General features: G+C 61.1%; 19 protein-coding genes, 1 tRNA gene and 2 pseudogenes. 16 read left to right on the top strand and 6 right to left on the bottom strand.

The window, feature by feature from the left end; all coding sequences use genetic code 11:
* Nucleotides 1–288: 288 nt before the first annotated feature.
* The gene (locus E1573_RS06325) at nucleotides 289–1998 is read left to right on the top strand and encodes an amidase (protein ID WP_133211726.1); all 1710 of its coding nucleotides are present in this window, start codon (nucleotides 289–291) and stop codon (nucleotides 1996–1998) included.
* A gap of 126 nt (nucleotides 1999–2124) precedes the next feature.
* Here E1573_RS06325 and E1573_RS06320 read toward each other — a convergent pair.
* Nucleotides 2125–2199 (bottom strand) — tRNA-Gln (locus E1573_RS06320).
* A 194-nt stretch (nucleotides 2200–2393) separates the two neighbouring features.
* Between E1573_RS06320 and E1573_RS06315 the strand changes: the two genes are divergently transcribed.
* Together E1573_RS06315 and E1573_RS06310 are read left to right on the top strand one after the other, a co-directional pair.
* Entirely contained in the window at nucleotides 2394–2774 is a 381-nt protein-coding gene (locus tag E1573_RS06315) for a RidA family protein (protein ID WP_133211724.1), read from the top strand.
* Nucleotides 2775–2960: 186 nt separating this feature from the next.
* Entirely contained in the window at nucleotides 2961–4955 is a 1995-nt protein-coding gene (locus tag E1573_RS06310; RefSeq protein WP_133211722.1) for a U32 family peptidase, read from the top strand.
* A 32-nt stretch (nucleotides 4956–4987) separates the two neighbouring features.
* On the opposite strand, the gene E1573_RS06305 is transcribed toward E1573_RS06310, so the two are convergent.
* Nucleotides 4988–5890 carry a LysR substrate-binding domain-containing protein gene (locus tag E1573_RS06305; RefSeq protein ID WP_133211720.1) on the bottom strand — a complete coding sequence of 301 codons (903 nt, stop codon included), beginning with the start codon at nucleotides 5888–5890 and terminating at the stop codon, nucleotides 4988–4990.
* A gap of 152 nt (nucleotides 5891–6042) precedes the next feature.
* Here E1573_RS06305 and E1573_RS06300 point away from each other — a divergent pair, with 152 nt between their 5' ends.
* Nucleotides 6043–9063 carry an FAD-binding and (Fe-S)-binding domain-containing protein gene (locus E1573_RS06300; RefSeq protein WP_133211718.1) on the top strand — a complete coding sequence of 1007 codons (3021 nt, stop codon included), beginning with the start codon at nucleotides 6043–6045 and terminating at the stop codon, nucleotides 9061–9063.
* A gap of 119 nt (nucleotides 9064–9182) precedes the next feature.
* Here E1573_RS06300 and E1573_RS06295 read toward each other — a convergent pair whose 3' ends face one another.
* Both E1573_RS06295 and E1573_RS06290 read right to left on the bottom strand, forming a co-directional pair.
* Nucleotides 9183–9536, bottom strand: coding sequence for a cupin domain-containing protein (locus tag E1573_RS06295; RefSeq protein ID WP_133211716.1), 354 nt, complete (start codon nucleotides 9534–9536; stop codon nucleotides 9183–9185).
* A gap of 10 nt (nucleotides 9537–9546) precedes the next feature.
* Entirely contained in the window at nucleotides 9547–11037 is a 1491-nt protein-coding gene (locus E1573_RS06290) for an aldehyde dehydrogenase (protein ID WP_133211714.1), read from the bottom strand.
* Between the two features lie 186 nt (nucleotides 11038–11223).
* On the opposite strand from E1573_RS06290, the gene E1573_RS06285 reads away from it, so the two are divergent.
* From E1573_RS06285 to E1573_RS06240, 12 genes and pseudogenes are all read left to right on the top strand, one after another.
* The gene (locus E1573_RS06285) at nucleotides 11224–12651 is read left to right on the top strand and encodes an APC family permease (RefSeq protein WP_256659481.1); all 1428 of its coding nucleotides are present in this window, start codon (nucleotides 11224–11226) and stop codon (nucleotides 12649–12651) included.
* Between the two features lie 132 nt (nucleotides 12652–12783).
* Nucleotides 12784–13221, top strand: a pseudogene (locus E1573_RS27195) (PAS domain-containing protein); the annotation flags it as partial.
* 69 nt (nucleotides 13222–13290) lie between these two features.
* A pseudogene (locus tag E1573_RS27190) lies at nucleotides 13291–13497 on the top strand (methyl-accepting chemotaxis protein); the annotation flags it as partial.
* A 162-nt stretch (nucleotides 13498–13659) separates the two neighbouring features.
* Entirely contained in the window at nucleotides 13660–14127 is a 468-nt protein-coding gene (locus E1573_RS06275) for an Lrp/AsnC family transcriptional regulator (RefSeq protein WP_133211708.1), read from the top strand.
* A 965-nt stretch (nucleotides 14128–15092) separates the two neighbouring features.
* Complete coding sequence (locus E1573_RS06270; RefSeq protein WP_133211706.1) at nucleotides 15093–16517, top strand: APC family permease; 1425 nt, start codon at nucleotides 15093–15095, stop codon at nucleotides 16515–16517.
* A 55-nt stretch (nucleotides 16518–16572) separates the two neighbouring features.
* The gene (locus E1573_RS06265; protein WP_133211704.1) at nucleotides 16573–17409 is read left to right on the top strand and encodes a polysaccharide deacetylase; all 837 of its coding nucleotides are present in this window, start codon (nucleotides 16573–16575) and stop codon (nucleotides 17407–17409) included.
* On the top strand, nucleotides 17406–18497 hold the full coding sequence (locus tag E1573_RS06260; RefSeq protein ID WP_218568364.1) for a C45 family peptidase: 1092 nt from the start codon (nucleotides 17406–17408) through the stop codon (nucleotides 18495–18497). The genes E1573_RS06265 and E1573_RS06260 overlap by 4 nt, the downstream gene beginning before the upstream one ends.
* 34 nt (nucleotides 18498–18531) lie before the next feature.
* Nucleotides 18532–18951, top strand: a complete 420-nt coding sequence (locus E1573_RS26870; RefSeq protein ID WP_218568363.1) for a VOC family protein — start codon at nucleotides 18532–18534, stop codon at nucleotides 18949–18951.
* Between the two features lie 14 nt (nucleotides 18952–18965).
* Nucleotides 18966–19775, top strand: coding sequence for an SDR family NAD(P)-dependent oxidoreductase (locus E1573_RS06255; protein WP_133211702.1), 810 nt, complete (start codon nucleotides 18966–18968; stop codon nucleotides 19773–19775).
* Nucleotides 19776–19802: 27 nt separating this feature from the next.
* Nucleotides 19803–20834: a Rieske 2Fe-2S domain-containing protein gene (locus E1573_RS06250; RefSeq protein ID WP_133211700.1), complete on the top strand. Its 1032-nt coding sequence runs from the start codon at nucleotides 19803–19805 to the stop codon at nucleotides 20832–20834.
* On the top strand, nucleotides 20831–21790 hold the full coding sequence (locus E1573_RS06245) for a PDR/VanB family oxidoreductase (RefSeq protein ID WP_218568362.1): 960 nt from the start codon (nucleotides 20831–20833) through the stop codon (nucleotides 21788–21790). The genes E1573_RS06250 and E1573_RS06245 overlap by 4 nt, the downstream gene beginning before the upstream one ends.
* Nucleotides 21791–21942: 152 nt before the next feature.
* Nucleotides 21943–22665, top strand: coding sequence for an amidotransferase (locus E1573_RS06240; RefSeq protein ID WP_133211698.1), 723 nt, complete (start codon nucleotides 21943–21945; stop codon nucleotides 22663–22665).
* Nucleotides 22666–22673: 8 nt separating this feature from the next.
* On the opposite strand, the gene E1573_RS06235 is transcribed toward E1573_RS06240, so the two are convergent.
* Nucleotides 22674–23600, bottom strand: coding sequence for a cation diffusion facilitator family transporter (locus E1573_RS06235; protein WP_133211696.1), 927 nt, complete (start codon nucleotides 23598–23600; stop codon nucleotides 22674–22676).
* Nucleotides 23601–23753: 153 nt separating this feature from the next.
* Nucleotides 23754–24689 (bottom strand): Ppx/GppA family phosphatase, encoded by a 936-nt coding sequence (locus E1573_RS06230; protein ID WP_133211694.1) that lies wholly within the window; start codon nucleotides 24687–24689, stop codon nucleotides 23754–23756.
* Nucleotides 24690–24962: the final 273 nt, after the last annotated feature.

Raw genomic sequence — 24962 nt, 5'->3', positions numbered from 1 at the left:
TTGTGGCTCAGGAGGGTAACCGTCCGGTAGGAGCGGGCTTGCCCCACGATTGCGATCTGTCAGCCACACCGTATCGCGGGGCAAGCCCGCTCCTACTTGCAGCACTGCACAGCGCTGTTGTCCCCGGTGCAGTTGCTTTCAACGCAGTGTCAGGGTTTCATGGTGGCCAATGCGCGGTTTCGCGTAATAGCGTGCAATGAGACTCGATATGAAAACCCGTTTTAAGCGATGTGATGTGCCTGTTCTGAGTATGCCCCGCATCAACCTTCAGCCGTCGGTGGTGAGCGCATGATCGAAGTCACCGAAGTTTCCATTGCCCAGTTGCGGGCGGCGCTTGAGTCTGGCCAGACCACGGCGGTCGAGCTGGTGCAAGCTTACCTGGCGCGCATTGATGCCTATGACGGCCCGGCCACAGCCACCGCGCTCAATGCAGTAGTGGTGCGCAATCCCGAGGCGCTGGCCGAGGCCCAAGCCTCCGATGCCCGTCGGGCGAAGGGCGAAACCCTGGGCCCGCTGGATGGCATTCCTTACACGGCCAAGGACAGCTACCTGGTCAAGGGGCTCACCGCCGCCTCCGGCAGCCCGGCGTTTGCCGAGCTGGTTGCCTACCGTGATGCCTTCACCATCGAGCGCTTGCGTGCTGCCGGTGCGATCTGCCTGGGTAAAACCAACATGCCACCAATGGCCAACGGTGGCATGCAGCGTGGGGTGTATGGTCGGGCTGAGAGCCCGTATAACGCCGAGTACCTCACTGCGCCGTTTGCCTCGGGTTCTTCCAATGGTGCAGGCACTGCCACTGCCGCCAGCTTCTCGGCGTTCGGTCTGGCCGAAGAAACCTGGTCGAGCGGGCGCGGACCTGCGTCGAACAATGGCCTGTGTGCCTACACGCCGTCGCGTGGAGTGATCTCGGTGCGTGGCAACTGGCCGCTGACGCCGACCATGGACGTGGTCGTGCCCTTCGCCCGGACCATGGCCGACCTGCTTGAAGTGCTCGATGTAGTGGTCGCCGAAGACCCTGATACCCGTGGCGATCTGTGGCGGATGCAACCTTGGGTACCGATCCCGAGCGTTGCCTCGGTACGCCCGGCATCGTATCTGGAACTGGCGGTCAGCGCCGAAGCGCTGGCAGGCAAGCGCCTGGGTATTCCGCGCATGTACATCAATGCTGACCCCGAGGCAGGCACTAGCGAAGCGCCGGGAATCGGCGGCCCGACCGGCCAGCGCATCAACACCCGGCCGACGGTGATTGCCCTGTGGGAAGCAGCTCGCAAAGCACTGGAAGCTGCTGGCGCAGAAGTTATCGATGTGGACTTCCCGCTGGTTTCCAACTGCGAAGGTGATCGCCCTGGTGCGCCAACCGTGTTCAACCGTGGCCTGATCTCCAAAGAGTTCCTGCACCACGAGTTGTGGGACCTGACTGCCTGGGCCTTCGATGACTTCCTTCAGGCCAACGGCGACCCCAAACTGAACCGCCTGGTCGATGTCGACGGGCCGAAGATTTTCCCTCACGACCCTGGCACGCTGCCAAACCGGGAAGGGGATCTGGCTGCGGGCATGGACGAATACGTGCGCATGGCCGAACGTGGCATCACTCCATGGGATCAGATCAGTACTGTGCCAGACGGTCTGCGTGGCCTGGAGAAAACCCGGCGTATCGACCTGGAAGAGTGGATGGATGGCCTGGGGCTGGATGCCGTGCTGTTCCCGACCGTCGCTGACGTTGCACCGGCCAATGCGGATGTCGACCCGGCGTCGGCGGATATCGCCTGGAGCAACGGTGTGTGGGTGGCCAATGGCAACCTGGCCATTCGTCATCTGGGTGTGCCCACAGTCACCGTGCCGATGGGTGTGATGGCCGATATTGGCATGCCGGTCGGCTTGACCTTTGCTGGTCGCGCCTATGACGACTCGTCGCTGCTGCGTCTGGCGTCGGCGTTCGAATCGACCGGCTCCAAGCGCTTGGTGCCACCGCGTACGCCGCCACTGGTAGCGAAGTAAATAGCGGTCAGGGTTGGCGCGACACAGCGCCAACCCTGCCTGTTATAGGCCGAGCAAGATGTGTGAGGTGCGCGAGTGCTTGCGACGATACTGTCGTGAACTGAACTTGGATGAGAAGAAGAAAAATGGCAGGGGCGGCTGGATTCGAACCAACGCATGGCAGGATCAAAACCTGCTGCCTTACCGCTTGGCGACGCCCCTGTAGCTACTGCGACGAGTGCTGAACACTCGTTTGAAGAGAGGTTATTCACTGCCGTTGCAGGAATGTGCGGAAATTTACCAACTTTTCTGCCGCCTGGGAAGAGCCAAATCACATAATTTGTTTTTAAAACAGCCGGTTACTGTTGCGGCCACTCAGGCATCATAGTGTTTTTCCATTCAGCAGGACATTTTTCATGGCCAACCACGACATTACCTACATCCCAGATCCTGACCCGGAGTCCATCTCCAGCGATGTCGCCGGCTTCGGCGGCGTGCTGGTCTCTACCCAGATTCCTACCCGTGCCGATGGCAGCCTGGAGCTGGGCGACATCACCGTGCAGAGCGAATGCACCCTGCAAGCGCTGAAGGTTGCACTGGAGCGCGCCGGCAGCTCGATGGATCGGGTGCTGCACCTGACCATTTACCTCACTGACATGGCCGACCGCGCTGCCTTCAACGAGGTTTACCAGCGTTTCTTCAGCAAACCCTGGCCTGTACGCGCTGCGGTTGGCGTGGCCTCGCTGGCGGTTGAAGGCATGCGTGTCGAAGTCACCGCAATGGCCGCCAAAGCCTGAGGTACGGTGGGAGCGGGCTTGCCCCGCGATAGCGATCTGTCTGTCACATCGCATCGCGGGGCAAGTCGGGTCGCCGCACCGCCGCTCCTACAGGTGAGGTGCCGCCATCGGGCAGGGCGGGGGTGCTCGTCACGCGTTTCGCGCTACAATGCGCGCCTTGATCGTGACAAGCCTGACTAAAAAAACATGTCCTTACCCAAGCATCACCTGGAACTGCTCAGCCCTGCCCGCGATGTTGCCATCGCCCGCGAGGCCATTCTGCATGGCGCCGACGCCGTCTATATCGGTGGCCCAAGCTTTGGCGCCCGCCACAACGCCTGCAACGAGGTGAGCGATATCGCTCAGTTGGTGGAGTTTGCCCGTCGCTACCATGCCCGGGTGTTCACCACCATCAACACCATCCTGCACGACAACGAGCTGGAGCCAGCGCGCAAGCTGATCCACCAGCTGTACGACGCCGGTGTCGACGCGCTGATCGTCCAGGATCTGGGCGTGATGGAGCTGGATATCCCGCCAATCGAGCTGCATGCCAGTACCCAAACTGACATCCGCACCCTGGCGCGGGCCAAGTTCCTCGATCAGGCCGGTTTCTCGCAGCTGGTGTTGGCGCGTGAGCTGAACCTCAAGGAAATCCGCGCCATCGCCGATGAAACCGACGCCGCCATCGAGTTCTTCATTCATGGTGCGTTGTGCGTGGCGTTCTCCGGCCAGTGCAACATTTCCCACGCCCAGACTGGCCGCAGTGCCAACCGCGGTGACTGCTCCCAGGCTTGCCGCCTGCCGTACACCCTCAAAGATGAAAAGGGTGGGGTGATCGCCTACGAAAAACACCTGCTGTCGATGAAAGACAACAACCAGAGCGCCAACATCCGCGCCCTGGTCGAAGCCGGTGTGCGCTCGTTCAAAATCGAAGGGCGCTACAAGGACATGGGCTATGTGAAGAACATCACCGCCTATTACCGCCAGCGCCTGGACGAAGTCCTTGAAGACCGTCCTGACCTGGCCCGCGCCTCCAGCGGCCGTACTGCACACTTCTTCGTGCCGGACCCGGACAAAACCTTCCACCGCGGCAGCACCGATTACTTCGTCAGCGAACGCAAAATCGATATCGGCGCCTTCGACTCGCCGACTTTCACCGGCCTGGCGGTGGGCGTGGTGGAGAAAGTTGGCAAGCGCGACCTGCAAGTTGTCACCCATGAGCCACTGTCCAACGGCGACGGCCTCAATGTGCTGGTCAAGCGCGAAGTCGTCGGCTTTCGCGCCAACATCGCCGAGCCTAAGGGCGAGTTCGATGAAGAGGGCGAAAAGCGCTACCGCTATCGCGTCGAGCCGAACGAGATGCCAAAAGGGCTGCATCAGCTACGGCCTAACCACCCGCTGAGCCGGAACCTCGACCACAACTGGCAGCAAGCGCTGCAGAAGACTTCCGCCGAGCGCCGCATTGGCCTGAAGTGGTCGGCCTGCCTGCGTGAAGAGCGCCTGCAACTGACCGCCACCAGTGAAGAGGGCGTCAGTGCCAGTGTCAGCCTCGACGGTCCGTTCGGTGTGGCCAATAAGCCAGAGCAGGCGCTGGAACAACTGCAGGATCTGCTCGGCCAACTGGGCACCACGCAATATCACGCCATCGACATCAAGCTGGATGCACCGCAGGCGTACTTCATTCCCAACTCACAGCTCAAGGCACTGCGCCGTGAAGTGATCGAAGCCCTCACCGCCGCCCGCGTCGAGGCTCACCCACGGGGCAGCCGCAAGGCTGAAAGCAACCCACCGCCGGTGTACCCGGAGTCGCACCTGTCGTTCCTGGCCAACGTCTACAACCAGAAGGCGCGTGATTTCTATCACCGTCATGGCGTGAAACTGATCGACGCAGCGTTCGAAGCCCATGAAGAGAAAGGCGAGGTGCCGGTGATGATCACCAAGCACTGCCTGCGGTTCTCCTTCAACCTGTGCCCGAAACAGGCCAAGGGCGTCACCGGTGTGCGTACCAAGGTGGCGCCGATGCAGTTGATTCACGGTGATGAAGTGCTGACCCTGAAGTTCGACTGCAAGCCGTGCGAGATGCACATCATCGGCAAGATGAAGGGCCACATCTTCGACCTGCCGCAACCGGGTAGCCAACCGGTGGTGGGGCACATCAGCCCGGAAGACCTGCTGAAAACCATCCCGCGCGCACCGCATTGAGTGAGCACGAGCGCGACGTTACCGCGTCGCGCTCAACCTTTAAGCTCCATTCCGGCCTTGTCCAGCAGCCAACTGCGAAACGCCTGCAGCGCAGGCAGCGCCTGATTTCGCGGTGGGTACACCAGGTAGTAACTGCGGACGCTGGCAAAGGGCGAGGTAGGGCTGCTCAGCTCGCCGCTGGCCAACTCATCACTGATCAGAATGCGTGGCACCAGGCCAATGCCGATGTCGGCACGCACGGCTTGGATCAGGTGCGAGGTCAATTCGAAACTCGGCCCCAGGCGCATTGCCTGATGCGCGAGGCCGTGGTGGGTGAACCATTCACCCCAGGCATTGGCGTTGTTGGCGACACTCAGGAGCACTTGCTGGCTGATGGCTTTGGCGTCCCAGGCGGGCAGGGTGGCCGCCAGTGTCGGTGACAGAATCACCATCAATTCTTCCGCGTGCAGACGATGGCAGATCAGCCCCGGCAACTCATGGGTGGCAACGACAATCGCGGCGTCTATGCCGCTGGTGTCGAAGTCGACCGGTTCAATCCGTGAATTGATGTGCACCAGCACTTCAGGATGGCTGCGGTAGAACTCATGCAGGCGTGGCAACAACCATTTCGAACCAAAGGTTGGCAGGGTGGCCAAGCGCAAACTGCCGCCGCCGGCCTGATGGGCAATAGCGTGCAGGGTGGCGCTGCGCACGCGGCCCAGGGCTTCGCTGATTTCGCGTTGATACAGGCGACCAACTTCGGTGAGCTTGACGGTGCGGCCTTCGCGGCGGAATAAAGTCACCCCCAATTGCTGCTCCAGCGCCTGCACCTGACGGCTGACGGCGCTTTGGGTCAGGGCCAGTTCCACGGCGGCGCGGGTGTAGCTTTCATGGCGTGCGGCGGCTTCAAATGCCAGCAGCAAGGACATGGACGGGGTGAGGTTGCGGTAATTCATTCGTAAAAGTCATCAAAGGCTGCGGGATAATCCGTTTGTGCCTGGCTCAAGGCTGCGGGATCATTGGCATCATCCACTACCTGACCGTGTACTGACCATACCGTTTCAGCACGTATTCATGATTAGCCTGACATAAATGAGGCCATCCCCCGATGATCGCCCGATTGACCGGCACTGCACCGGCCACGCTGTACCCTGATTTCCTCGATGCCCTGCGCGCTGCCGGTTTCCGTGGCCAGCTCAGTGCCGACTACGCCACCCGCACGGTGCTGGCCACCGACAACTCCATCTACCAGCGCCTGCCGCAGGCGGCGGTGTTCCCCCAGGATGCCGACGACGTCGCGTGCATTGCGACGCTGATGGCCGAGCCGCGCTTCAAAGCGGTCAAACTCACGCCACGCGGCGGTGGCACCGGCACCAATGGCCAGTCGCTGACCGACGGCATCGTCGTTGACCTGTCGCGGCACATGAACAGCATCCTTGAAATCAACGTCGAAGAGCGTTGGGTGCGGGTTCAGGCCGGTGTGGTCAAAGACCAGCTCAATGCCGCGCTCAAGCCCCATGGCTTGTTCTTCGCGCCAGAGCTGTCGACCTCCAACCGCGCCACCGTCGGCGGCATGATCAACACCGACGCCAGCGGCCAGGGCAGCTGCACCTACGGTAAAACCCGCGACCACGTGCTTGAACTGCACAGCGTATTGCTCGGGGGGCAGCGCTTGCACACCCGACCGTTGAGCGACGATGAACTGGAGCAGGCCTGCGCCGAGCCGGGTCGTGCCGGTGAGGTGTACCGCACCGCTCGGCAGATCCAGGAAACCCAGGCCGAGCTGATCGAGCAGACCTTTCCCAAGCTCAACCGTTGCCTGACCGGTTACGACCTGGCGCACCTGCGCGATGAGCAGGGCCGCTTCAACCTCAACAGTGTGCTGTGCGGTGCCGAGGGTTCGCTGGGGTATGTGGTCGAGGCCAAGCTCAATGTGCTGCCGATCCCTAAATACGCGGTGCTGGTCAACGTGCGCTACACCAGCTTCATGGATGCCCTGCGCGACGCCAATGCGCTGATGGCGCACAAGCCGCTGTCGATTGAAACTGTCGACTCCAAAGTGTTGATGCTGGCGATGAAAGACATTGTCTGGCACAGCGTCGCCGAGTATTTCCCGGCGGATGCCGAGCGCCCGACCTTGGGTATCAACCTCGTTGAGTTCTGTGGTGATGACCCGGCTGAAGTGAATGCGCGGGTGCAGGCCTTTGTCGCTCACCTGCAGGCCGACAAAGGCGTCGAGCGCCTGGGCCACACCCTGGCCGAAGGTGCCGAGGCGGTGACCCGGGTCTACACCATGCGTAAGCGTTCGGTGGGCCTGCTCGGCAACGTCGAGGGCGAAGTGCGCCCGCAGCCGTTCGTTGAAGACACCGCCGTGCCACCGGAACAACTGGCGGACTACATTGCCGACTTCAGAGCCTTACTCGATGGCTATGGCCTGGCCTACGGCATGTTCGGCCACGTCGATGCCGGCGTACTCCACGTTCGCCCGGCGCTGGACATGAAAGACCCGGCCCAGGCCGCGCTGGTCAAACCGATTTCCGATGCCGTGGCCGCCCTGACCCTGCGCTATGGCGGCCTGCTCTGGGGTGAACATGGCAAAGGCCTGCGTTCGGAATACGTGCCGGAATACTTCGGTGAATTGTACCCGTCGCTGCAGGCGCTCAAAGGCGCGTTCGACCCGCACAACCAGCTCAACCCCGGCAAAATCTGCACCCCGCCGGACAGCGCCCAGGGCCTGATCAAGGTCAACGAGGCACCGATGCGCGGCGACTTCGACCGCCAGATCGACGAGCGCGTGTGGCAAAGCTTCGGCAGCGCCGTGCACTGTAACGGCAACGGTGCCTGCTACAACTACGACCCCAACGACGCCATGTGCCCGTCGTGGAAAGCCACCCGCGAACGTCAACATTCACCCAAAGGCCGTGCGTCGCTGATCCGCGAATGGCTGCGCTTGCAAGGCGCTGCCAACATCGACGTGCTGGCGACTGCCCAAGGCAAGCTCAACTGGCTCAAAGGTCTGCCGGCACGTCTGCGTAACAACCTGGCACGCAACAAGGGTGAGGCAGACTTCTCCCACGAGGTGTACGACGCCATGGCCGGCTGCCTGGCCTGTAAGTCGTGCGCGGGCCAGTGCCCGATCAAGGTCAACGTACCGGAGTTCCGCTCGCGTTTTCTGGAGCTGTACCACGGGCGTTATCAGCGGCCGCTGCGCGACTACCTGATCGGCTCGCTGGAGTTCACTATTCCGTACCTGGCTTATGCTCCCGGCCTGTACAACGCGGTGATGGGCTCGAAGTGGGTAAGCAACCTGCTTGAGCGCCATGTCGGTATGCTCGACAGCCCGCTGATCAGTCGCTACAACTTCCAGGCTACCCTGACGCGTTGCAACGTGCGTGTGGCCAGCATCCCGGCCCTGCGCGAACTGACCCCGGCCCAGCGCGAGCGCAGCATCGTGCTGGTTCAGGATGCCTTCACCCGCTACTTCGAAACCCCGGTGCTGGCGGCTTTCATCGACCTTGCGTATCGCCTGGGGCATCGTATTTATCTGGCGCCGTACAGTGCAAACGGCAAGCCATTGCACGTTCAAGGCTTCCTCGGTGCCTTCAACAAGGCGGCGATTCGCAATGCCCGTGAGCTCAGTGCTTTGGCGGAGTGCGGTGTGCCGCTGGTGGGCCTGGACCCGGCCATGACCCTGGTTTATCGCCAGGAGTACCAGAAGGTTCCAGGTCTGGGGGCATGCCCGAAAGTGCTGTTGCCGCAGGAGTGGCTGATGGATGTGCTGCCCGAGCAGCCAACCCGGACAACCACCACCTACCGCTTGATGGCGCACTGCACCGAGAAAACCAACGTGCCGGCCAGTACGCGACAGTGGGAGCAGGTGTTTGCCCGCCTGGGCCTGAAACTCTCCACCGAAGCCACCGGTTGCTGCGGAATGTCCGGTACTTATGGTCACGAGGCTCGTAATCAGGAAACCTCGAAGACCATCTTCGAACAGTCCTGGGCGACCAAGCTGGACAAAGAAGGCGAAGCGCTGGCGACTGGCTATTCGTGCCGCAGCCAGGTCAAGCGCCAGGCTGATCGGACCTTGCGTCATCCGCTGGAAGTGTTGTTGCAGCAGCTCAGCAGCTGATAGCGGGGCAGCCCTACCTGTGGGAGCGGGCTTGCCCCGCGATTGCGGTGTGCCAGTTACATCGTCATCGCGGGGCAAGCCCGCTCCCACAAAGAGCCCAGTTCAACAGCAGGCCTGATTCAGGCCTGGAAGGTGACGTAGACCTTCTTGCAGGTGGTCACCACTTCCCAGATGCCGGTGAATCCGGCGGGGATGACGAAGCGGTCACCGGCCTGCACCACTTTCACGTGGCCATTCTGGTCGTGGATCAGTGACTGGCCACTGAGGATTTCGCAGTATTCATCTTCGGTGTACACCACCTGCCAGCGACCGGGTTCGCTCTCCCAGACACCGGCATTGAACTGGCCGTTGGCACTGCAGAATTGATTGTGTGCCGATTGCTCGGGGTGGCCGCTGATCAGGCGTTCAGGCCGGGGCAGGTAGCGCTCGGCAGGCGCGTTGTAGACGAAGTCAGCAATGTCTTTTATCAGCATCACAGGGCTCTCAGAGTTTGATCCAGGTGGCTTTGAGTTCGGTGTATTTGTCGAACGCATGCAGTGACTTGTCACGGCCATTGCCCGACTGTTTGAAGCCGCCGAACGGCGCGGTCATGTCGCCACCGTCGTACTGATTGACCCAGACACTGCCCGCACGCAGGGCCTTGGCCGTGCGGTGCGCTTTGCTGAGGTCTGCCGTCCAGACACCGGCGGCCAGGCCATAGGGGGTGTCATTGGCGATGCGGATCGCGTCTTCGCAGTCCTTGAAGCTGATCACCGCCAGCACAGGGCCAAAAATTTCTTCCTGGGCGATACGCATGTCGTTGGTGACGTCGGTGAACACCGTTGGCTCCAGGTAGTTGCCACCGGTTTCTTCCAGTACCTGACGGCCACCGCAGGCGCGGGTTGCACCTTCTTCTTCGCCGATCTGGATGTACTTGAGCACGCTGCGCAGGTGTTGGGTGTCGACCAGGGCGCCGACCTTGGTGGCTGGGTCCAACGGATGGCCGGGCTTCCAGTTGTCCAGGGCAGTAACGACCATGGCGGTAAAGCGCTCTTTGATCGATTCCTCCACCAGTAGGCGTGAACCTGCGGTACAAACTTCGCCCTGGTTGAAGGCAATCGCGCTGGCCGCGGCCTCGGCGGCTGCCTGCAGGTCAGGAGCGTCGGCAAAAACGATGTTAGGGCTTTTGCCGCCGGCTTCCAGCCAGACCCGTTTCATGTTCGATTCGCCAGCAAAAATCATCAGTTGCTTGGCCACGCCGGTGGAGCCAGTGAACACCAGGGCATCGATGTCCATGTGGGTGGCCAGGGCTTTACCGACGACCTGGCCACGCCCCGGCAATACGTTGAACACCCCGGCAGGGATGCCAGCGTCCAGCGCCAACTTTGCCAGGCGGATGGCGGTCAGCGGCGATTTGTCGGAAGGCTTGAGGATTACCGAGTTGCCGGCCGCCAGGGCAGGGCCGAGCTTCCAGCAGGTCATGATCAGCGGAAAATTCCACGGCACGATGGCGGCAACCACGCCAATCGGTTCGCGGGTAATCAGGCCAAGTTCGTCGTGTGCGGTATTGGCCACCTCATCGTAGATCTTGTCGATGGCCTCGCCATTCCAACGAATTGCCCGCGCGGCGCCGGGCACATCGACCGTCAGCGAGTCGCTGATCGGCTTGCCCATGTCGAGGGTTTCCAGCAGCGCCAGATGCTCGATATCGCGCTCGATCAGCTCGGCGAATTTGAGCATGACGCGTTTGCGTTCCACCGGCGCGCGACGCGACCAGACACCTGAGTCGAACGCCTGGCGTGCAGCGTTGACGGCGATTTGCGCATCTTGTGCATCGCATTGGGCGATGAGCCCAAGCAGGCGCCCGTCGATCGGACTGATGCGTTCGGTGCTGGCGCCGGAGCACGCAGCGCAGTACTCACCGTTGATAAAGGCGCGTGTCTCGGGGTTGAGCGCGTCGGCGCGGGCGATCCAATCATGCAGTTGCAAGGACATAGAAGGTTCCTGTGTTTTTTGTTTTGCGCAGAATGTGCTGGCGTTACGCTGCTGATTCAGCATATAAATTTGACAGATTCTGCGCAATGCAACGTTAAAAAAATAAAATAGCTACACATGCGCAAAAATCTGTCTTAGGATTTGCTCATTCCTGCCTATAAAAAACACAACACGAGGGCGATGAAGATGGACCAGGTTTCCACAGGCGCACAGCCACATGCCGTGCTGGCAAAAACGATTCGCTGGTGGGACGGGGTGGCAATCACCCTGAGCTTGCCGGCGGCCTTGTTTGTAGGGCTCGGGTACTCGATTGGCGCGATTGGCGCCTGGGCCGCAATCGTCTTATGGGGCGTGATTGCCGGGGTGGCGGTCTTGCATAACTGGCTGTACTCGGAGATGGGCGCGATGTTCGCCGAGAAGTCCGGCGGTATCGCCCTTTACGCCAACGAGGCCTGGAGCAAGCGCGTGCCCAGCTTCGGCCCACTGGCCACCTATGCCTACTGGTTTGCCTGGGCGACGGCGCCGGCCATCTGGGGGCTGGCCGTGGCACAGATTCTTTCCGAGCAGTTCTGGCCGGATGTCACCTTCAGTTACGATCTGGGCTTTGTTTCGCTGGGCTTGCCCCAGTTCATTGCCTTGGGCGTGGCGCTGCTGTCCTGGGCGTTGAGCATGATCCAGCTGCGTTTCACCATGGTGATCCTCACCGTGGCCGGGGTGCTGCTGATGATTCCCGTGCTGATCTTTGGCACCAGTTTCTTCAGCGCCGAGGCCTGGTCTACCAGCAGTTTCACCTGGCGTACCGGCGAGGGCATCACCGGTGTGCGCACCGTACTGGCGTGGCTGTTCATCATGGCCTGGTCAGCTTACGCGGTAGAGGCCTCGGCCTCGTTCATCCCCGAATTTCGTGACACCGTCAGCGACACCCGTAAAGCGTTGCGCATTGCGGCACTGATTCTGCTGTTGGTGTTCACCCTGACACCGCTGGGGCTGGCTGGCCTGCTGGGTGAGCAGGTGCTGATCGACAAACCTTACGGCTTTCTCCAGGCCGGTGCGCAGGTGTTGTTTGGTGGCGGTGCGGCGCTGATTACCCTGGTGCTGATCGCCGGCATTCTGGTGCTCTCGGTGATGGGCACAGCGGACGCGGGCAGGGCGCTGTACCAGAGTTCGCGGGATGGTTTGACCGTGCGCCAGTTCGGCACCCTCAACCGTGCAGGTGTTCCGGCGCGAGCGGTCACCGTGCAATTGCTGATCAACGTGTTGCTGGTGCTGCTGGTGGGCAACCCATTGGCGGTGATCGTGGCAGGCAACGTGGGCTACATCCTTGCGCATTTGCTGGCCGTGTCTGGTTATGTGGTGCTGCGGCGCGATCGCCCGGACGCTGCACGGCCGATTCGCCTGTCTCGACGCTGGGTCGGCATTGCCGTTGCCCTGGCGCTGTTCGATGGCTTGATTCTGCTGGTGGGTATGACCAGCGCGGCGATTACCGGGTACGGCGGCCTCAAGGAAGTGCTGATCGCCGTCGCGGTGCTGGCCATTTCGCAAGCGCTGTTCTGGCTACGGCGAGTGCAAGACCGCAACGCCAGCCAAACCTGCGCGGCTCATAAAGCACCCTGACTGACTAAAACCTCTCGCGAAAAGGAACACCCCCCATGACGCAGCTAACGCGCGCCGTGCGTACTTTCTTGTGCCTTGTTTTTGGCTCAGCCAGCCCGGGGTGTTTCGGTATTCCGGGCATCCGAGTAACCAATGGGAGTCGTAGTGATGGGGCTTGAACGCAAGGTGCAGCAAACAGACGATGAGGTTGGTCGGTTGCTGGCTGCCTGGCAGCTGGAAAAGCAGGTGTGGCAGACGCTGCTGCTGACCCTGACGGAAGGCACCTGGGAACTGGAAGTGGTCAATGGCGACCCGCGCCATCCGCGCAATCAGATGCGCTGGAGCGACCCGTTCTGCAGTTTGTTGGGCTACAGCCGCACAGAGTTTACCGATGGCTGGGACAGCTATACACGGGTCACTCACCCGCAGGATATGCCGCGGGTGATGCAGTCATTCAATGCACTGGTTACCAGCACTGACCCACACGCCGGGTATGTGGTGGAGTATCGCATGCAACACAAAATGCACGGCATGCTCTGGTTTCGGGAGCGCACCCGTTGTTTGCGCGATAAGCAAGGACGGTTGTTGCGCATTGTTGGCGCTGTACGCTGCATTGCCGATGAAAAAAATGCTGAAGCGGCGCGTGCGCGTGAACAGGCATCGATCCAGGCCACCTACGGGCAGATCGCTCAACTGGTCGGGGTGATCAAAAGCATTGCCGACCAGACCAACCTGTTGGCCTTGAATGCTGCAATCGAAGCTGCACGGGCCGGTGAACAGGGCAGGGGGTTCTCGGTGGTTGCCGACGAGGTCAAACAACTGGCCCGGCGTACACGCGATGCCACTCAGGAAATCCAGGACATGCTGCACCAGAGCCGGGAAAAACTGGGGAGTGGGCTGCCTCGGTAGATCCCGCTACAGGCCATCGAGGAGAGGGTAAGGGCGGTATTTTTGCGCTGACGCTTATCTGTTAGCCTTGGTTTTTTGCGCGGCGAAGTTTCCCGTCGGGCACTGCCATCGAGAATCCCTATGCCAATTACCTCCCTCGACCCTCTGGACATGGACATTGTCCGCGAGCTGCAAGAAGACGGTCGTCGCGCGTTTCGCGAAGTGGCTCGCAACCTGTCGGTTCCGGAAGCCACGGTCCGTACCCGGGTCAAGCGCCTGCAGGACCAAGGCATTCTGCAGATCCTGGCGTTCACTAACCCGGCCAAGCTCGGTGAGGCCAAGCTTGCGTTGATGTTCGTCAACGTCAACCCGCAGGATCATGAGCGGGTGGTCGATACACTTGGGCGCTGGCCTGAAGTCAGTTACCTGTCGACCACCATGGGCACCGCCGATATCTGCGTGCAGGTGCTGTGCAGCGACAACGACAGCCTGTGGCGCTTGAAGCAGCGTATTCGTTCGCTGCCGGGTACCGAGGAAGTACGCATGATGCAGGAAGTCAAAGTCCACAAGATCCGTTTCACCATCCCCGGTGGCGAGATCGACCTCTAACGGTCGCTGGTAGGAGCGGGCTTGCTGTGGGAGCGGGCTTGCCCCGCGATGCAATGTGCCTGACACACCGCATTCGGGCTTTAGTGATGTGAGCTTATCCATTTGGTGTGGTGGCTCCACTGGCCCCTTCCGCCCTTACGGCGGGTTCCTTTTGTCTTGGCAAAAGGAACCAAAACCGCTGGCTCCTGCATCCGGCCCTAACCGTGGGAGCGGGCTTGCCCCGCGATTGGGTTTTGCAGGCTAAATCGCTTCGCGGGGCAAGCCCGCTCCCACCGAGATAAGCCCTCCAGTCACCTCCACTCGGCCTCCTGAAGTCGCCAAGTTACGGGCGGCGTCTGGGCGGGAGTATCTTCGATAGCTACAAGCTACAAGCTACAAGCTACAAGCTTCTGCGTACGCGCTAGTTCTGACGCCGCAGTCTGCGACTTCAGAAGGCCGAGTGGAGGTATTGCGTAGTGAGGTGACGGGCAGGAGCCCGTCAAGCGCTTCGGGCCATGGATGGCCCGTTAGCGCGGTCCTCGCGGGAGCAATGCCGGAAGGAGGGAACCCGAAGCGCAGCGTAGGGCCGGATGCAGGAGCGAACGGTTTTGGTTCCTTTTGCCAAGACAAAAGGGACCCGCCGTAAGGGCGGAAGGGGCCAGTGGAGCCACCACACCAAATGGATAAGCTCACAGCCCGCAAAGCCACCCCTCTCCCAGCAATCAATTAACAACCATGTCTTTGACGCCCAGCCCAGGCGCGTCAGGCTTTACCGTGCGCTGCGCAAACCCGCGATTCTGATGCGTTTTTCCTACGCAAAAGCCTCTACTGTGCGCGGTTTCAATTGCGTTATTGCGTATTTAATTCGCTTTAAGTATGCGCAATACAATTTTAATTGTAAAAAAATGATGATTTTGCGCAATGTTCGTGGTTAATATTGACTCGTCGCAAGCAGTTATAAAAATAAAGCGGATGAGGTGTTTGCCATGCAACAGTGCCCTACTGGCGGTGAGCCGCAGGTTGAGTTCGAGAAATCCATTCGCTGGTGGGATGGTGTCGCCATTACCCTCAGCTTGCCCGCCGCACTGTTTGTCGGCCTGGGCTACTCCATCGGTGCGATCGGTGCCTGGGCCGCCATGGCCCTGTGGGTGCTGATCGCCGTCGTCGCCGCGCTGCACAACTGGGTGTACTCGGAAATGGGCGCGATGTTCAGCCACAAGTCGGGCGGCATTGCCCTCTACGCCAACGAAGCCTGGAGCCAGCGTTTTCCATCGCTGGGCCCGCTGGCCACCTACGCCTACTGGTTTGCCTGGGCCACCGCGCCGGCCATCTGGGGCCTGGCGATCTCGCAGATTCTCACCGAGCAATTCTGGCCCGAAGCGCGATTCACCCTCGATCTGGGCCTGCTGCAGCTCGACCTGCCGCAACTGATTGCCCTCGGTGTAGCCCTGGTTTCCTGGGCTCTGAGCATGATCGAACTGCGTTTCACCATGATCCTGATTACCCTGGCCGGCGTGCTGTTGATGATCCCCGTGGTGATCTTCGGCAGCGCTTCGTTCTTCGCTGCGCAATGGAGCAGTGCGTCGTTCAGTTGGCACCTGGGCAGTGGGGCCGAAGGGCTGCGCAATGCCCTGGCCTGGTTGTTTGTGATGGCCTGGTCGGCGTATTCGGTCGAGGCTGCTGCGTCCTTTATTCCTGAATACCGCAACACTGTCAGCGATACCCGCAAGGCGCTACGCGTCTCGGCGTTGATCCTGCTGCTGGTGTTCACCCTGGCACCGCTGGGCCTGGTCGGCCTGCTGGGTGAGCAAACCCTGATCGACCAACCCAATGGCTTCCTGCAAACCGCTGCGAATGTATTGCTAGGCGGCGGAGCAGCAGTGATCACCGTGTTGCTGATCGCCGGGGTCATGGTGCTGGCGATCATGGGCACCGCCGATGCTGCGCGTGCGCTGTATCAGAGTGCCAGGGACGGGCTGACCGTGCGCCAGTTCGGGGTGCTCAACAAGCGCGGCGTGCCGGCCCGGGCAGTGACCTTGCAACTGGCCGTCAACATCGCCTTGGTGCTGTTTGTTGGCAACGCGCTGGCAGTGATCGTGGCGGGCAACGTTGGCTACGTCATCGCCCACATGCTGGCGGTCAGCGGCTTCGTCATGCTGCGCAAGCACCGCCCGCACGCCGCACGGCCCATCCGCCTGTCACGTAAATGGATCGGTATCGCGGCCGCTCTGGCGCTGTTCGATGGCCTGATTCTGCTGGTGGGTATCACCAGCGCGTCGGTCACCGGCTACGGCGGATACAAGGAAGTGGGCATCGCGATTGCGGTGCTGGCCATCTCCCAGCTGATGTACCGCTGGCGCCAGCACCAGGACCGCGCCGAGCCTCTGGCACTCGGCAGTCAGTACACCTGATCGACGTTGTAAACCCGACAACGCACGACCTCACTTTATATAGAAGGACCCTCCCATGAGTCATTCCAGCTCATACGGCATCGCTTGGCCAAAAAACAGCCCAGTAGCGGTTTCGCTGACCTTCGACGTCGACGCTGAAGCCGGCTTTCTCGGTGACAGCCCGACCTTTGCCAAGCGCCTGACCAGTTTGTCCGAAGGCCGTTTCAGCGTGACCCGCGGCGTGCCACGGATTCTTGAAATGCTGGCACGGCACCAGATCAAGGCGTCGTTTTTCGTGCCGGGCTACACCGCTCAGCAGCACCCGGGACTGATCGAGACACTGCTTAAAGACGGCCATGAAGTCGGTCATCACGGCCATATGCACCTGCGCAGCGACAAGGCTTCAGCCCAGCAGCAAGTGGATGAAATGCACCTGGGCCTGGAAGCGCTGGCCCGTGCCGGTGCGCCGAAACCTGCCGGTTACCGCTCTTCATCCTGGGAACTGACCCCGGAAACCTTCGACCTGGTGATCGACAACGGCTTTACCTACGACTCCAGCTGCATGGGTGATGACCGTCCGTACGTCGAGACCTTCAACGGCCGTTCGATCATTGAGCTGCCGGTGCACTGGTCACTGGATGACTGGCCGATGTTCGGCTGGAGCATCGACAACGGCGGCAACTTCACTCACCCACGCACCCTCAGCGAGGTGTGGCTGGCCGAGTACGAGTCCGCCCGTCGCGATGGTCGCCATACCAGTTTCACCATGCACCCGGAAGTCATTGGCCGCGCCGCGCGCTTTGCGCAACTGGAGCGTTTTGTCGAACGCCTGGTGAGCGACGGCGATGTTTGGTTCGCCCGTTTGGATGAAGTCGCCCGGCATGTGGCGCCACACTTGGAGCAACAACGATGAGCTATCAATTTCGCTCGACCCTGACTGATCCCTTTGGTCGTGGCCGGGAGTTCGGCGAGTGCCACAGCGCACACATTCGTGCTTCGGTAGAGGCCTATCGTGGCCTGTTCGAACGCACTGCGGGCACTGCCGTCGACCTGCTGGCGCTGGGTGATGAAGCCCTGCAGCAGATCGCCGCCTTTGCACCGCCGCTGCACGAAGAAATCTGCGGTATGGCCGAAGGTAGCGGGGTGGACGTGCGTGAGATCGGCGCGATCAACGCCCGTACCGAAGTGCTGGCGTACCTGAGCCGCCAGCGCAACACCGGCGGTGACAACCTGCGCGGTGAGTGTTCGACGATTGCTTATGTCGATCCGGCTGCCGCCGCACCGGTGACCTTGCAAACCTGGGACTGGTATTCGCAGTTCGCGGGTCAGTGGCTGGTGTGGGAAATCCCCCATGGCGATGGCCGTGTCACCACCACCGTCACCGAGTTTGGCATCGTCGGCAAGATCGGCGTGAACAAACATGGCCTCGGTGTGCATTTCAACATCCTTCATCACCTCAGCGATGGTGCACGCATCGGTGTGCCAGTGCATGTGGCTTCGCGCTGGTTGCTCGACAGCACAGCTGACTTCAATGACGCCTTGCAGTTGCTGGCGGCTGCCGACTTTTCGGCGTCCACCTCGCTCACCGTGCTGGCCTCGAAGGCGGGGGAGGCGGGGGAGGCGGCTGCGGTTTCGGTGGAGATCTACCCCGAAGGCCCGGCCTTTGTGTTCCCCGACGAATACGGCCTGCTGTTGCACACCAATCATTTTCTCGACCCTAAAGCCGCTCAGGGCGACACCGAGTGGGGCGTTTACCCCGACACCCTGGTGCGCCATCAGGTGCTCAAGCGTCGCCTGGGCAAACGCAGCGGCCTGAGTGTCGAGCAGTTGTTCACGGCCATGAACAGCCACCTGGGCAGTACCGGCGCGCTGTGCTGTCACCCGGATCCGGCCGTGCAGGCCGATCAGTATCAAACCCTGGTCACCGTCTCGATCGACGTTGCGGCCGGCACCCTCAACGCCTTGGCCGGTGGCCCCTGCGCCCACCTCAAGGCGCAATGAAGCAACCCATCCAAACCCGAATCAGGAGCTCGTCATGCTGAAACTCAAACGCGTCGACAACACGGACATCCTCACCAACAACGTGCAGGAACTGGTGGATTTCTATCACGGCATCCTCGGCCTGGGCTTCTTCCTGCCCTATGTGGCGCAAGAGCGTTGGGCCGCCATCGATTGCGGCAACCTGACCCTGTACATCTTCCACACCGAGCACCAGGGCCAGGTCGAGCGCCGCACTGCGGTCAACCTCGAAGATGCGCCGGGCTTCGATTCTTTTGCCTTTGAAGTCGAGAACCTGGACGAGGCCATCGCCTACCTCGACGGCAAAGTGCAGTGGGTCACCGACAAGCCCATCGAATGGCAGCACCCCAACGGCACGCACTACCGCTACCGTCCGATGTTCGACCCGCAAGGCAACATGCTGTACGTCACCGAACCGCACAAAGTCGGCGTTTGAAGGGGAGCACGATCATGAGTGTTTCTGCTGAACACGCCAAACAAGCGCCGCAGGCGGTACTCGACCTGGCCGACGCGGCGCAGAAATTTACCGGCCGCGTGGCCTTGATCACCGGCGCCGGTCGCGGTGCCGGTCGCGCCCATGCCCGGTTGCTGGCTGCGCGTGGGGCCACGGTGGTGGTCAATGACATCGACGAAGACGTTGCCCGTGCCACCGCAGCGGACATCTGCGAAGCCGGTGGCAAGGCCATTGCCCTGGCGGCGGACATCACCCAGAAGGCGGCGGCCGAGTCGCTGATTAGTCAGGCCGTGGCGCAACTGGGCCAGCTCGACATCCTGGTGCACAACGCCGGGATGATCTACTCGCTGACCGGCCTGGAAGCCACCGACGACGACAACTTCAACCAGTTGCTGGCGATCAATGTGCATGCGCCGCTGTACCTGACCCGCGCGGCGCTGCCCGCGCTGCGCAAGAGCAAAGCGCCGCGGGTGATCTTTATCAACTCGCAGTGGGGCCAGGTGCCCGACGGCCATTCCTATGCCTACATGGTGTCGAAAACTGCGCAGTTGGGGTTGATGAAAACCTTGGCCAAGGAGTTTGTCGGCGAAGGGATTCTGGTCAACGCCATTACCCCAGGCGCGATTCTCACCCGCATGGTGCCGGAGGAATACGTCGAGGGCGAGAAAGCCAACATCCCCTTGGGGCGTTTGGTGCACCCGGAAGAAATTGCGGCATCGGTGGCCTTTCTGGCCAGCGACGAAGCGGCCTTCATCAGCGGCCAGGTGCTGGCCGTCAATGGTGGTGCGCTGGTGGTGGGTATTTAAGTTAACGGCTTTGGTGAGGACATAATAATGACCAACAAAATGACTCAACGTGAACGTGCCGAAGCGGCCATGCGTCGCCAATGGTTCCCGGTGGCACGCAGTGTCGACCTGGCAACCCCGCAATCGGCAACCCTGCTCGGCCAGCGTCTGGTGGTGTACCGCACCGAGTCCGGCCAGGCAGTCGTGCAGGATGCGCGCTGCCCGCACCGGGGTGCGGACTTTGCCCTGGGCAAGGTTCATGGTGAAAGCATCGCCTGCCCGTACCACGGCTGGCGCTTCGCTGCCGAAGACGGCAAGTGCAGCCATATTCCATCGTTGGAAGACCAGTGCAAGATTCCGCCCCAGGCGTCGATCAAGACTTATCCTGTAGTCGAGCGCTTTGCCCATATCTGGACTGCCCTGGAAGACCCGATCCAGCCGATGTACGACCCGGTGCAATGGCAAGGCCTGGAGTTCGAATGGCTGGCGGCCGAACCATTGCTGTCACCTACCGGTGTCGCGGTGGCGGTGGAAAACTTCCGTGACGTGGCGCATTTTCCGTTCGTGCATGAAGTGTCGATGGGCCCGACACCGCACGTGGTCGAGCCACTCAAAGTCAGCCGTGAAGGCCTGGACATCATCATGCAGCGCCCGCTGCATGCCGGTGAAGGCGAGTGGGCCAACGATGGCGATTGCCTGATGTACTACCACTGCGCTGCGCCGGGCTTCTCCAGCATTACCTACGACTATGAGCGCCTGGGCAAGCGTATTGTGGCCGGCTTCCCTTCGCCGGTGGCCTATGACGATGTGAAGATCTTCTGGGGTGTGGCCAACCATCGCGAGTTCAAGGGCGCTGACCTTGCGGAAAACTTGCGCATCGAAGAAATGGTGTACCTGGAAGACATGCCGATTGCCGCCGGGATCTTCCCGCGTGAAATCGACTGGGACGGCATCTTTGTCGAGCACTCGGTGCCGGCTGACCTGTTCACCTTGAACTACCGCCGCGCCTTCCGCGCCTTCATGGACCTGGCCGTTCCTGAAGGTACGCAAGGCCCGGTCGGGCAACGGAGCCCGGCATGAGCTGCGGGGTAGAACAACGCAGCGTGCTGATCAGCGCCATGCGCCTGGAGGCTGAGGGCGTGATGTCGCTGGAACTGCGAGCCGACGACGGGCAACCGTTGCCGACCTGGGAGGCGGGTGCACATATCGATGTGCACTTGCCTTCGGGCACGGTGCGTCAGTATTCCTTGTGTAGCGATCCCCAGGATACCCAGTCCCTGCGAATTGCGGTATTGCGCGAAGACAAGGGCCGTGGTGGTTCACGGGAAGTGCACGACAGCCTGCGCGTGGGCCTGTCGATCCGTATCAGCACACCGCGCAATGCCTTCCCGTTGGCGCAAGCGGCCGCTTACCAGTTTGTCGCCGGGGGGATCGGCATTACCCCGATCCTGCCGATGATCCTGGCGGCGCAGCGCGCCGGGAAGCCCTGGCATCTGGTGTATGGCGGTCGGTCGCGGCGTTCCATGGCGTTTCTCGAACAGCTGCTGCCGTATGCCGGCGAACACGTGCAGATCCTGCCGGCCGATGAGTTCGGCCTGCTCGATCTGCAACGCATCGCCGAGCGGGCAGCGGCGGGTGCCGAGACCTACAGCTGCGGCCCGGGCGTGTTGCTTGACGCTTTGACCGAGGTGTTTCAGGCGCAGGAGCTGGGGGCACGGCTACATTTGGAACGCTTCAGTGCGGCGCCTATCCCGGTGAATAGCGAAGCCGGGGAGCTTACCGTGGTGCTGGCCCGCAGTGGCCGGGAGGTGTCGGTAGCGCCAGACTGCTCGATCATGAATGCACTGCGCGCCAACGGCGTCGCTGTACCGTCGTCCTGCGAGCAGGGTGTGTGCGGTATGTGCGAGACACGGGTGCTGGAAGGTGAGGTTGACCATCGCGACATGCTGCTCACCGCGTCTGAACAGGCTTGCAACAACGTCATGATGGTGTGTGTTTCCCGAGGCAAAAGCGCAAGGCTGGTGCTCGACTTGTAACTTTCCCAGGTAGGAGCGGGCTTGCCCCGCGATTGCGGTTTGTCTGTCACACCGTATCGCGGGGCAAGCCCGCTCCCACATCAAGCCCGCTCCCACATCAACCCCAATCTCTCCATAAACCATCTTTCCTGGCATGAGGAGTTTCTGTCTCTATGCTCTCGATCTGCATTCTCGAAACCGACCATTTGCGCCCCGAGCTGGTAGCCGACTTTGATGGCTACGGCGAGATGTTCAAGCGACTCTTCGAGCATCAACCAGTGCCTGCCCGCTTTGAAGTCTTCAACGTCGTGGAGGGCCACTATCCGGCCCCTGCACAACAGTTTGATGCCTACCTGGTCACCGGCAGCAAAGCCGATGCCTTCGGTGACGCCCCCTGGATCGTGCAGTTACGTACCTACCTGTTGGCGCGTTACCAGGCCGGTGACACGTTGCTGGGCATTTGTTTCGGTCACCAATTGTTGGCGTTATTGCTCGGTGGCCGTTGTGGGCGCGCGCCACAAGGATGGGGGCTGGGTGTGCATCGCTATACGCTGACTGCACCGCAACCGTGGATGACCCCAGGCGTGGATACTTTCCGTCTGCTGGTGTCGCATCAGGACCAGGTGAGCCAATTGCCGCCAGGCGCACAGCTGCTGGCCAGCAGTGCATTCTGCCCGCTGGCGGCGTATTGCCTGGGCGATCAAGTGTTGTGCTTTCAGGGCCATCCGGAGTTTGTCGAGGACTACGCCGGCACGCTGATGACCCTGCGTCGCGACCAGCATGAGCCCACGTTGTATGAAAGCGCTCAGGCGAGCCTGGCCAGTGGTCACGACGGTGCATTGATCGCGCAGTGGATGATGCAATTCGTTGCCCTGCGCGCCGCTGCAACGGTGTAGGAAAGGAATTACAGCCAGCGGCTATCGCGGGTGAAGCCGATAGTGATCCAGCGATCAGGCCCTTCGCGACCGATGCCGCCGGCGATCTCATGGCGTACTTCATCCAGCTCAGTGACCGTCCAGCTGTTCATGCGTTCGGGAATCTGAATATGGATCTCGACGAACAGCCCACGGCCAATTTGCACCACTGAATGGGTGAAGGCTTCGAAGCCGTAGCGTTGGCTCATGCGCGCCATCAAGGCGCTGACCTGCTGATCCAGTTCACTGGGGGTGATCTTCAACACCTGTGCCAAGGCCTTGATAACTGCTTTGGCGGGGCCGGGGATCAGGGCGACTGATAGCACGGCGAGAATACCGGGGTCGATGTAGGGCGTGAGGTAGGCGTAGTCGCTGCCTTGCAAGGCGTAGCCGATCAGGAAGGCAGCCAGCAGCGATGCGGTGATGGAGAACGACATCCACCAACTCTCCACGTCCAGGGCGAGCAGCTCGGAATTCACGGTGCGGTTGCCCCGCAAGGTATAGCGATGCATCACGGCGCAGATGGCCGCAGTGACCGCCGAGTAGGCTATCGCACTGTCGAACACCAGTTCATGACCGCCATGCATCAACGCGCTGACGGCATTGGCAAAGGCGTACACACAGAGCATCAACAACACACTGCCGTTCAGGGTCAGTACCAAGGGTTCGATATGCCAGTAGCCGGTCTGGAAGCGTCGGCCCACGCCTTTGGCCAGCAAGCGTGCAACCAGCAAGGAGAGGAACGCCATGCTGGAGTCGATGGCGTTGAACAGGCCGTCGAACACAATCGACTGCGAGCGGCAATACAGGCCAAAGCCAATGCCGCTGGCGGCCATCAAGGCGGTGACCAGGATCGAGACCTTGAGCAGGTGTTGCTCAAGGTGCTGCGGGGAGAGGTGCTGGGTTTGGGATTGCATGACAGGCTCGGCGCTTTTTGTGGCTATTATTGCGTCGATCCTAAGGGTGTTTATTGCGCATGTAAATATTAATGGCTTTTACGTTTGCGCAATGCGTAATTTATATTGGCTTTTATGTTTGTTTGCGTTGACTTTGATAAGTGCTCATAGGGATCAACGCTTGAGCATCAAGTCATGCAACACCCCAAACCGTAAACCTGGCTCCGACGGCATCATCTCGGTAACGCCAAACGCTTTGAAGGCTGCCAGCGTAATGGCCAGGCCAGCGGGTAAAACGCTGTGGCGATGAGGTTGCAGCCCCGTCAGGCGGGCGTAGTCAACGTGACCGGCCTCTTGCAGGCGCACAGACAGGCGCAACAGGCCGCGGTAGGTGATGCCGCCTTCGCCGCAGTCGTTCAAGGCGTTGGCCCTGAGCACTTTGGCCAGCATGCGTGCGGTACCGGAAGAGCCGATAGCTTGCTGCCAGCCTAAATGGCGGTAGCGGCGGGCGACTTTCTCGAATTGCAAGGTGGCGGTGCGTTCAGCGTCCAGCAGGGCTTGGGCGCAGACCCGGCCACCGGGGAAAAAGCGGGTGCTCCAGGTGCCGCTGCCAATGGTGAGGCTTTCGGTCAGCAGGGCTTGTTCACCGCGGCCAAGGATCAGTTCGGTGGAGCCGCCGCCGATGTCCACCACCAGGCGCATGGTGTCGCTGGCCGGGATGCGATGGCTGACACCGGTGTAGACCAGCTTGGCTTCTTCTTCGCCGGAGATGATCTCGATGGGAAAGCCCAGGTGGCGCTGGGCATCGTTCAGAAACAGTCTGGCGTTGGCCGCTTCACGCACGGCACTGGTGGCGACTGCGCGGACGCGGCCGGGCTCGAAGCCGCGCAGTTTTTTGCCGAAGCGGGCCAGTGCTTGCCAGCCTCGGTCCAGCGCCAGTTCATCAAGGGCACCACCGTGTAGGCCTTCTGCAAGTCGCACGGGTTCGCGTAAGGATTTGACTTCCTCGACTACCCATTGGCGGTTCCGTTTGACTGGTTGGCCGATCATCATGCGAAACGCATTAGATCCCAGGTCAATCGCCGCAAACAGGGAGGTGTCGCCTTTCATCGTGTGTTCCTTGCAGATTCATCCGTGGCGGTGATCTTGCATTGGAACCATGACGTGAAGATGACAGTGGTATGTTGTGTTGTGTTGTGGGCTTATCCAGTTGCTGTGGTGGCTGGGCTGGCCTCTTCCGCCCTTACGGCGGGTCTCTTTTGTCTTGGCAAAAGGAACCAAAACCGCTCGCTCCTGCATCCGGCCCTAACCGTGGGAGCGGGCTTGCCCCGCGATTGGGTTTTGCAGGCTAAATCGCTTCGCGGGGCAAGCCCGCTCCCACCG

Source organism: Pseudomonas sp. H9, assembly GCF_004353925.1.
GTDB lineage: Bacteria > Pseudomonadota > Gammaproteobacteria > Pseudomonadales > Pseudomonadaceae > Aquipseudomonas.
Note: the sequence above shows the minus strand (reverse complement) of the source record. Positions and strands in the feature narration are given on the sequence as shown.

Excerpts from the sequence above, each read along its gene's own strand:
- E1573_RS06300 (WP_133211718.1), top strand. The coding sequence starts at position 6,043 with ATGATCGCCCGATTGACCGGCACTGCACCGGCCACGCTGTACCCTGAT.
- E1573_RS06305 (WP_133211720.1), bottom strand. The coding sequence starts at position 5,890 with ATGAATTACCGCAACCTCACCCCGTCCATGTCCTTGCTGCTGGCATTT.
- E1573_RS06265 (WP_133211704.1), top strand. The coding sequence starts at position 16,573 with ATGAGTCATTCCAGCTCATACGGCATCGCTTGGCCAAAAAACAGCCCA.
- E1573_RS06290 (WP_133211714.1), bottom strand. The coding sequence starts at position 11,037 with ATGTCCTTGCAACTGCATGATTGGATCGCCCGCGCCGACGCGCTCAAC.
- E1573_RS06245 (WP_218568362.1), top strand. The coding sequence starts at position 20,831 with ATGAGCTGCGGGGTAGAACAACGCAGCGTGCTGATCAGCGCCATGCGC.
- E1573_RS06240 (WP_133211698.1), top strand. The coding sequence starts at position 21,943 with ATGCTCTCGATCTGCATTCTCGAAACCGACCATTTGCGCCCCGAGCTG.
- E1573_RS06315 (WP_133211724.1), top strand. The coding sequence starts at position 2,394 with ATGGCCAACCACGACATTACCTACATCCCAGATCCTGACCCGGAGTCC.
- E1573_RS06260 (WP_218568364.1), top strand. The coding sequence starts at position 17,406 with ATGAGCTATCAATTTCGCTCGACCCTGACTGATCCCTTTGGTCGTGGC.
- E1573_RS06285 (WP_256659481.1), top strand. The coding sequence starts at position 11,224 with ATGGACCAGGTTTCCACAGGCGCACAGCCACATGCCGTGCTGGCAAAA.
- E1573_RS06310 (WP_133211722.1), top strand. The coding sequence starts at position 2,961 with ATGTCCTTACCCAAGCATCACCTGGAACTGCTCAGCCCTGCCCGCGAT.
- E1573_RS26870 (WP_218568363.1), top strand. The coding sequence starts at position 18,532 with ATGCTGAAACTCAAACGCGTCGACAACACGGACATCCTCACCAACAAC.
- E1573_RS06275 (WP_133211708.1), top strand. The coding sequence starts at position 13,660 with ATGCCAATTACCTCCCTCGACCCTCTGGACATGGACATTGTCCGCGAG.
- E1573_RS06255 (WP_133211702.1), top strand. The coding sequence starts at position 18,966 with ATGAGTGTTTCTGCTGAACACGCCAAACAAGCGCCGCAGGCGGTACTC.
- E1573_RS06235 (WP_133211696.1), bottom strand. The coding sequence starts at position 23,600 with ATGCAATCCCAAACCCAGCACCTCTCCCCGCAGCACCTTGAGCAACAC.
- E1573_RS06250 (WP_133211700.1), top strand. The coding sequence starts at position 19,803 with ATGACCAACAAAATGACTCAACGTGAACGTGCCGAAGCGGCCATGCGT.
- E1573_RS06325 (WP_133211726.1), top strand. The coding sequence starts at position 289 with ATGATCGAAGTCACCGAAGTTTCCATTGCCCAGTTGCGGGCGGCGCTT.
- E1573_RS06270 (WP_133211706.1), top strand. The coding sequence starts at position 15,093 with ATGCAACAGTGCCCTACTGGCGGTGAGCCGCAGGTTGAGTTCGAGAAA.
- E1573_RS06295 (WP_133211716.1), bottom strand. The coding sequence starts at position 9,536 with ATGCTGATAAAAGACATTGCTGACTTCGTCTACAACGCGCCTGCCGAG.
- E1573_RS06230 (WP_133211694.1), bottom strand. The coding sequence starts at position 24,689 with ATGAAAGGCGACACCTCCCTGTTTGCGGCGATTGACCTGGGATCTAAT.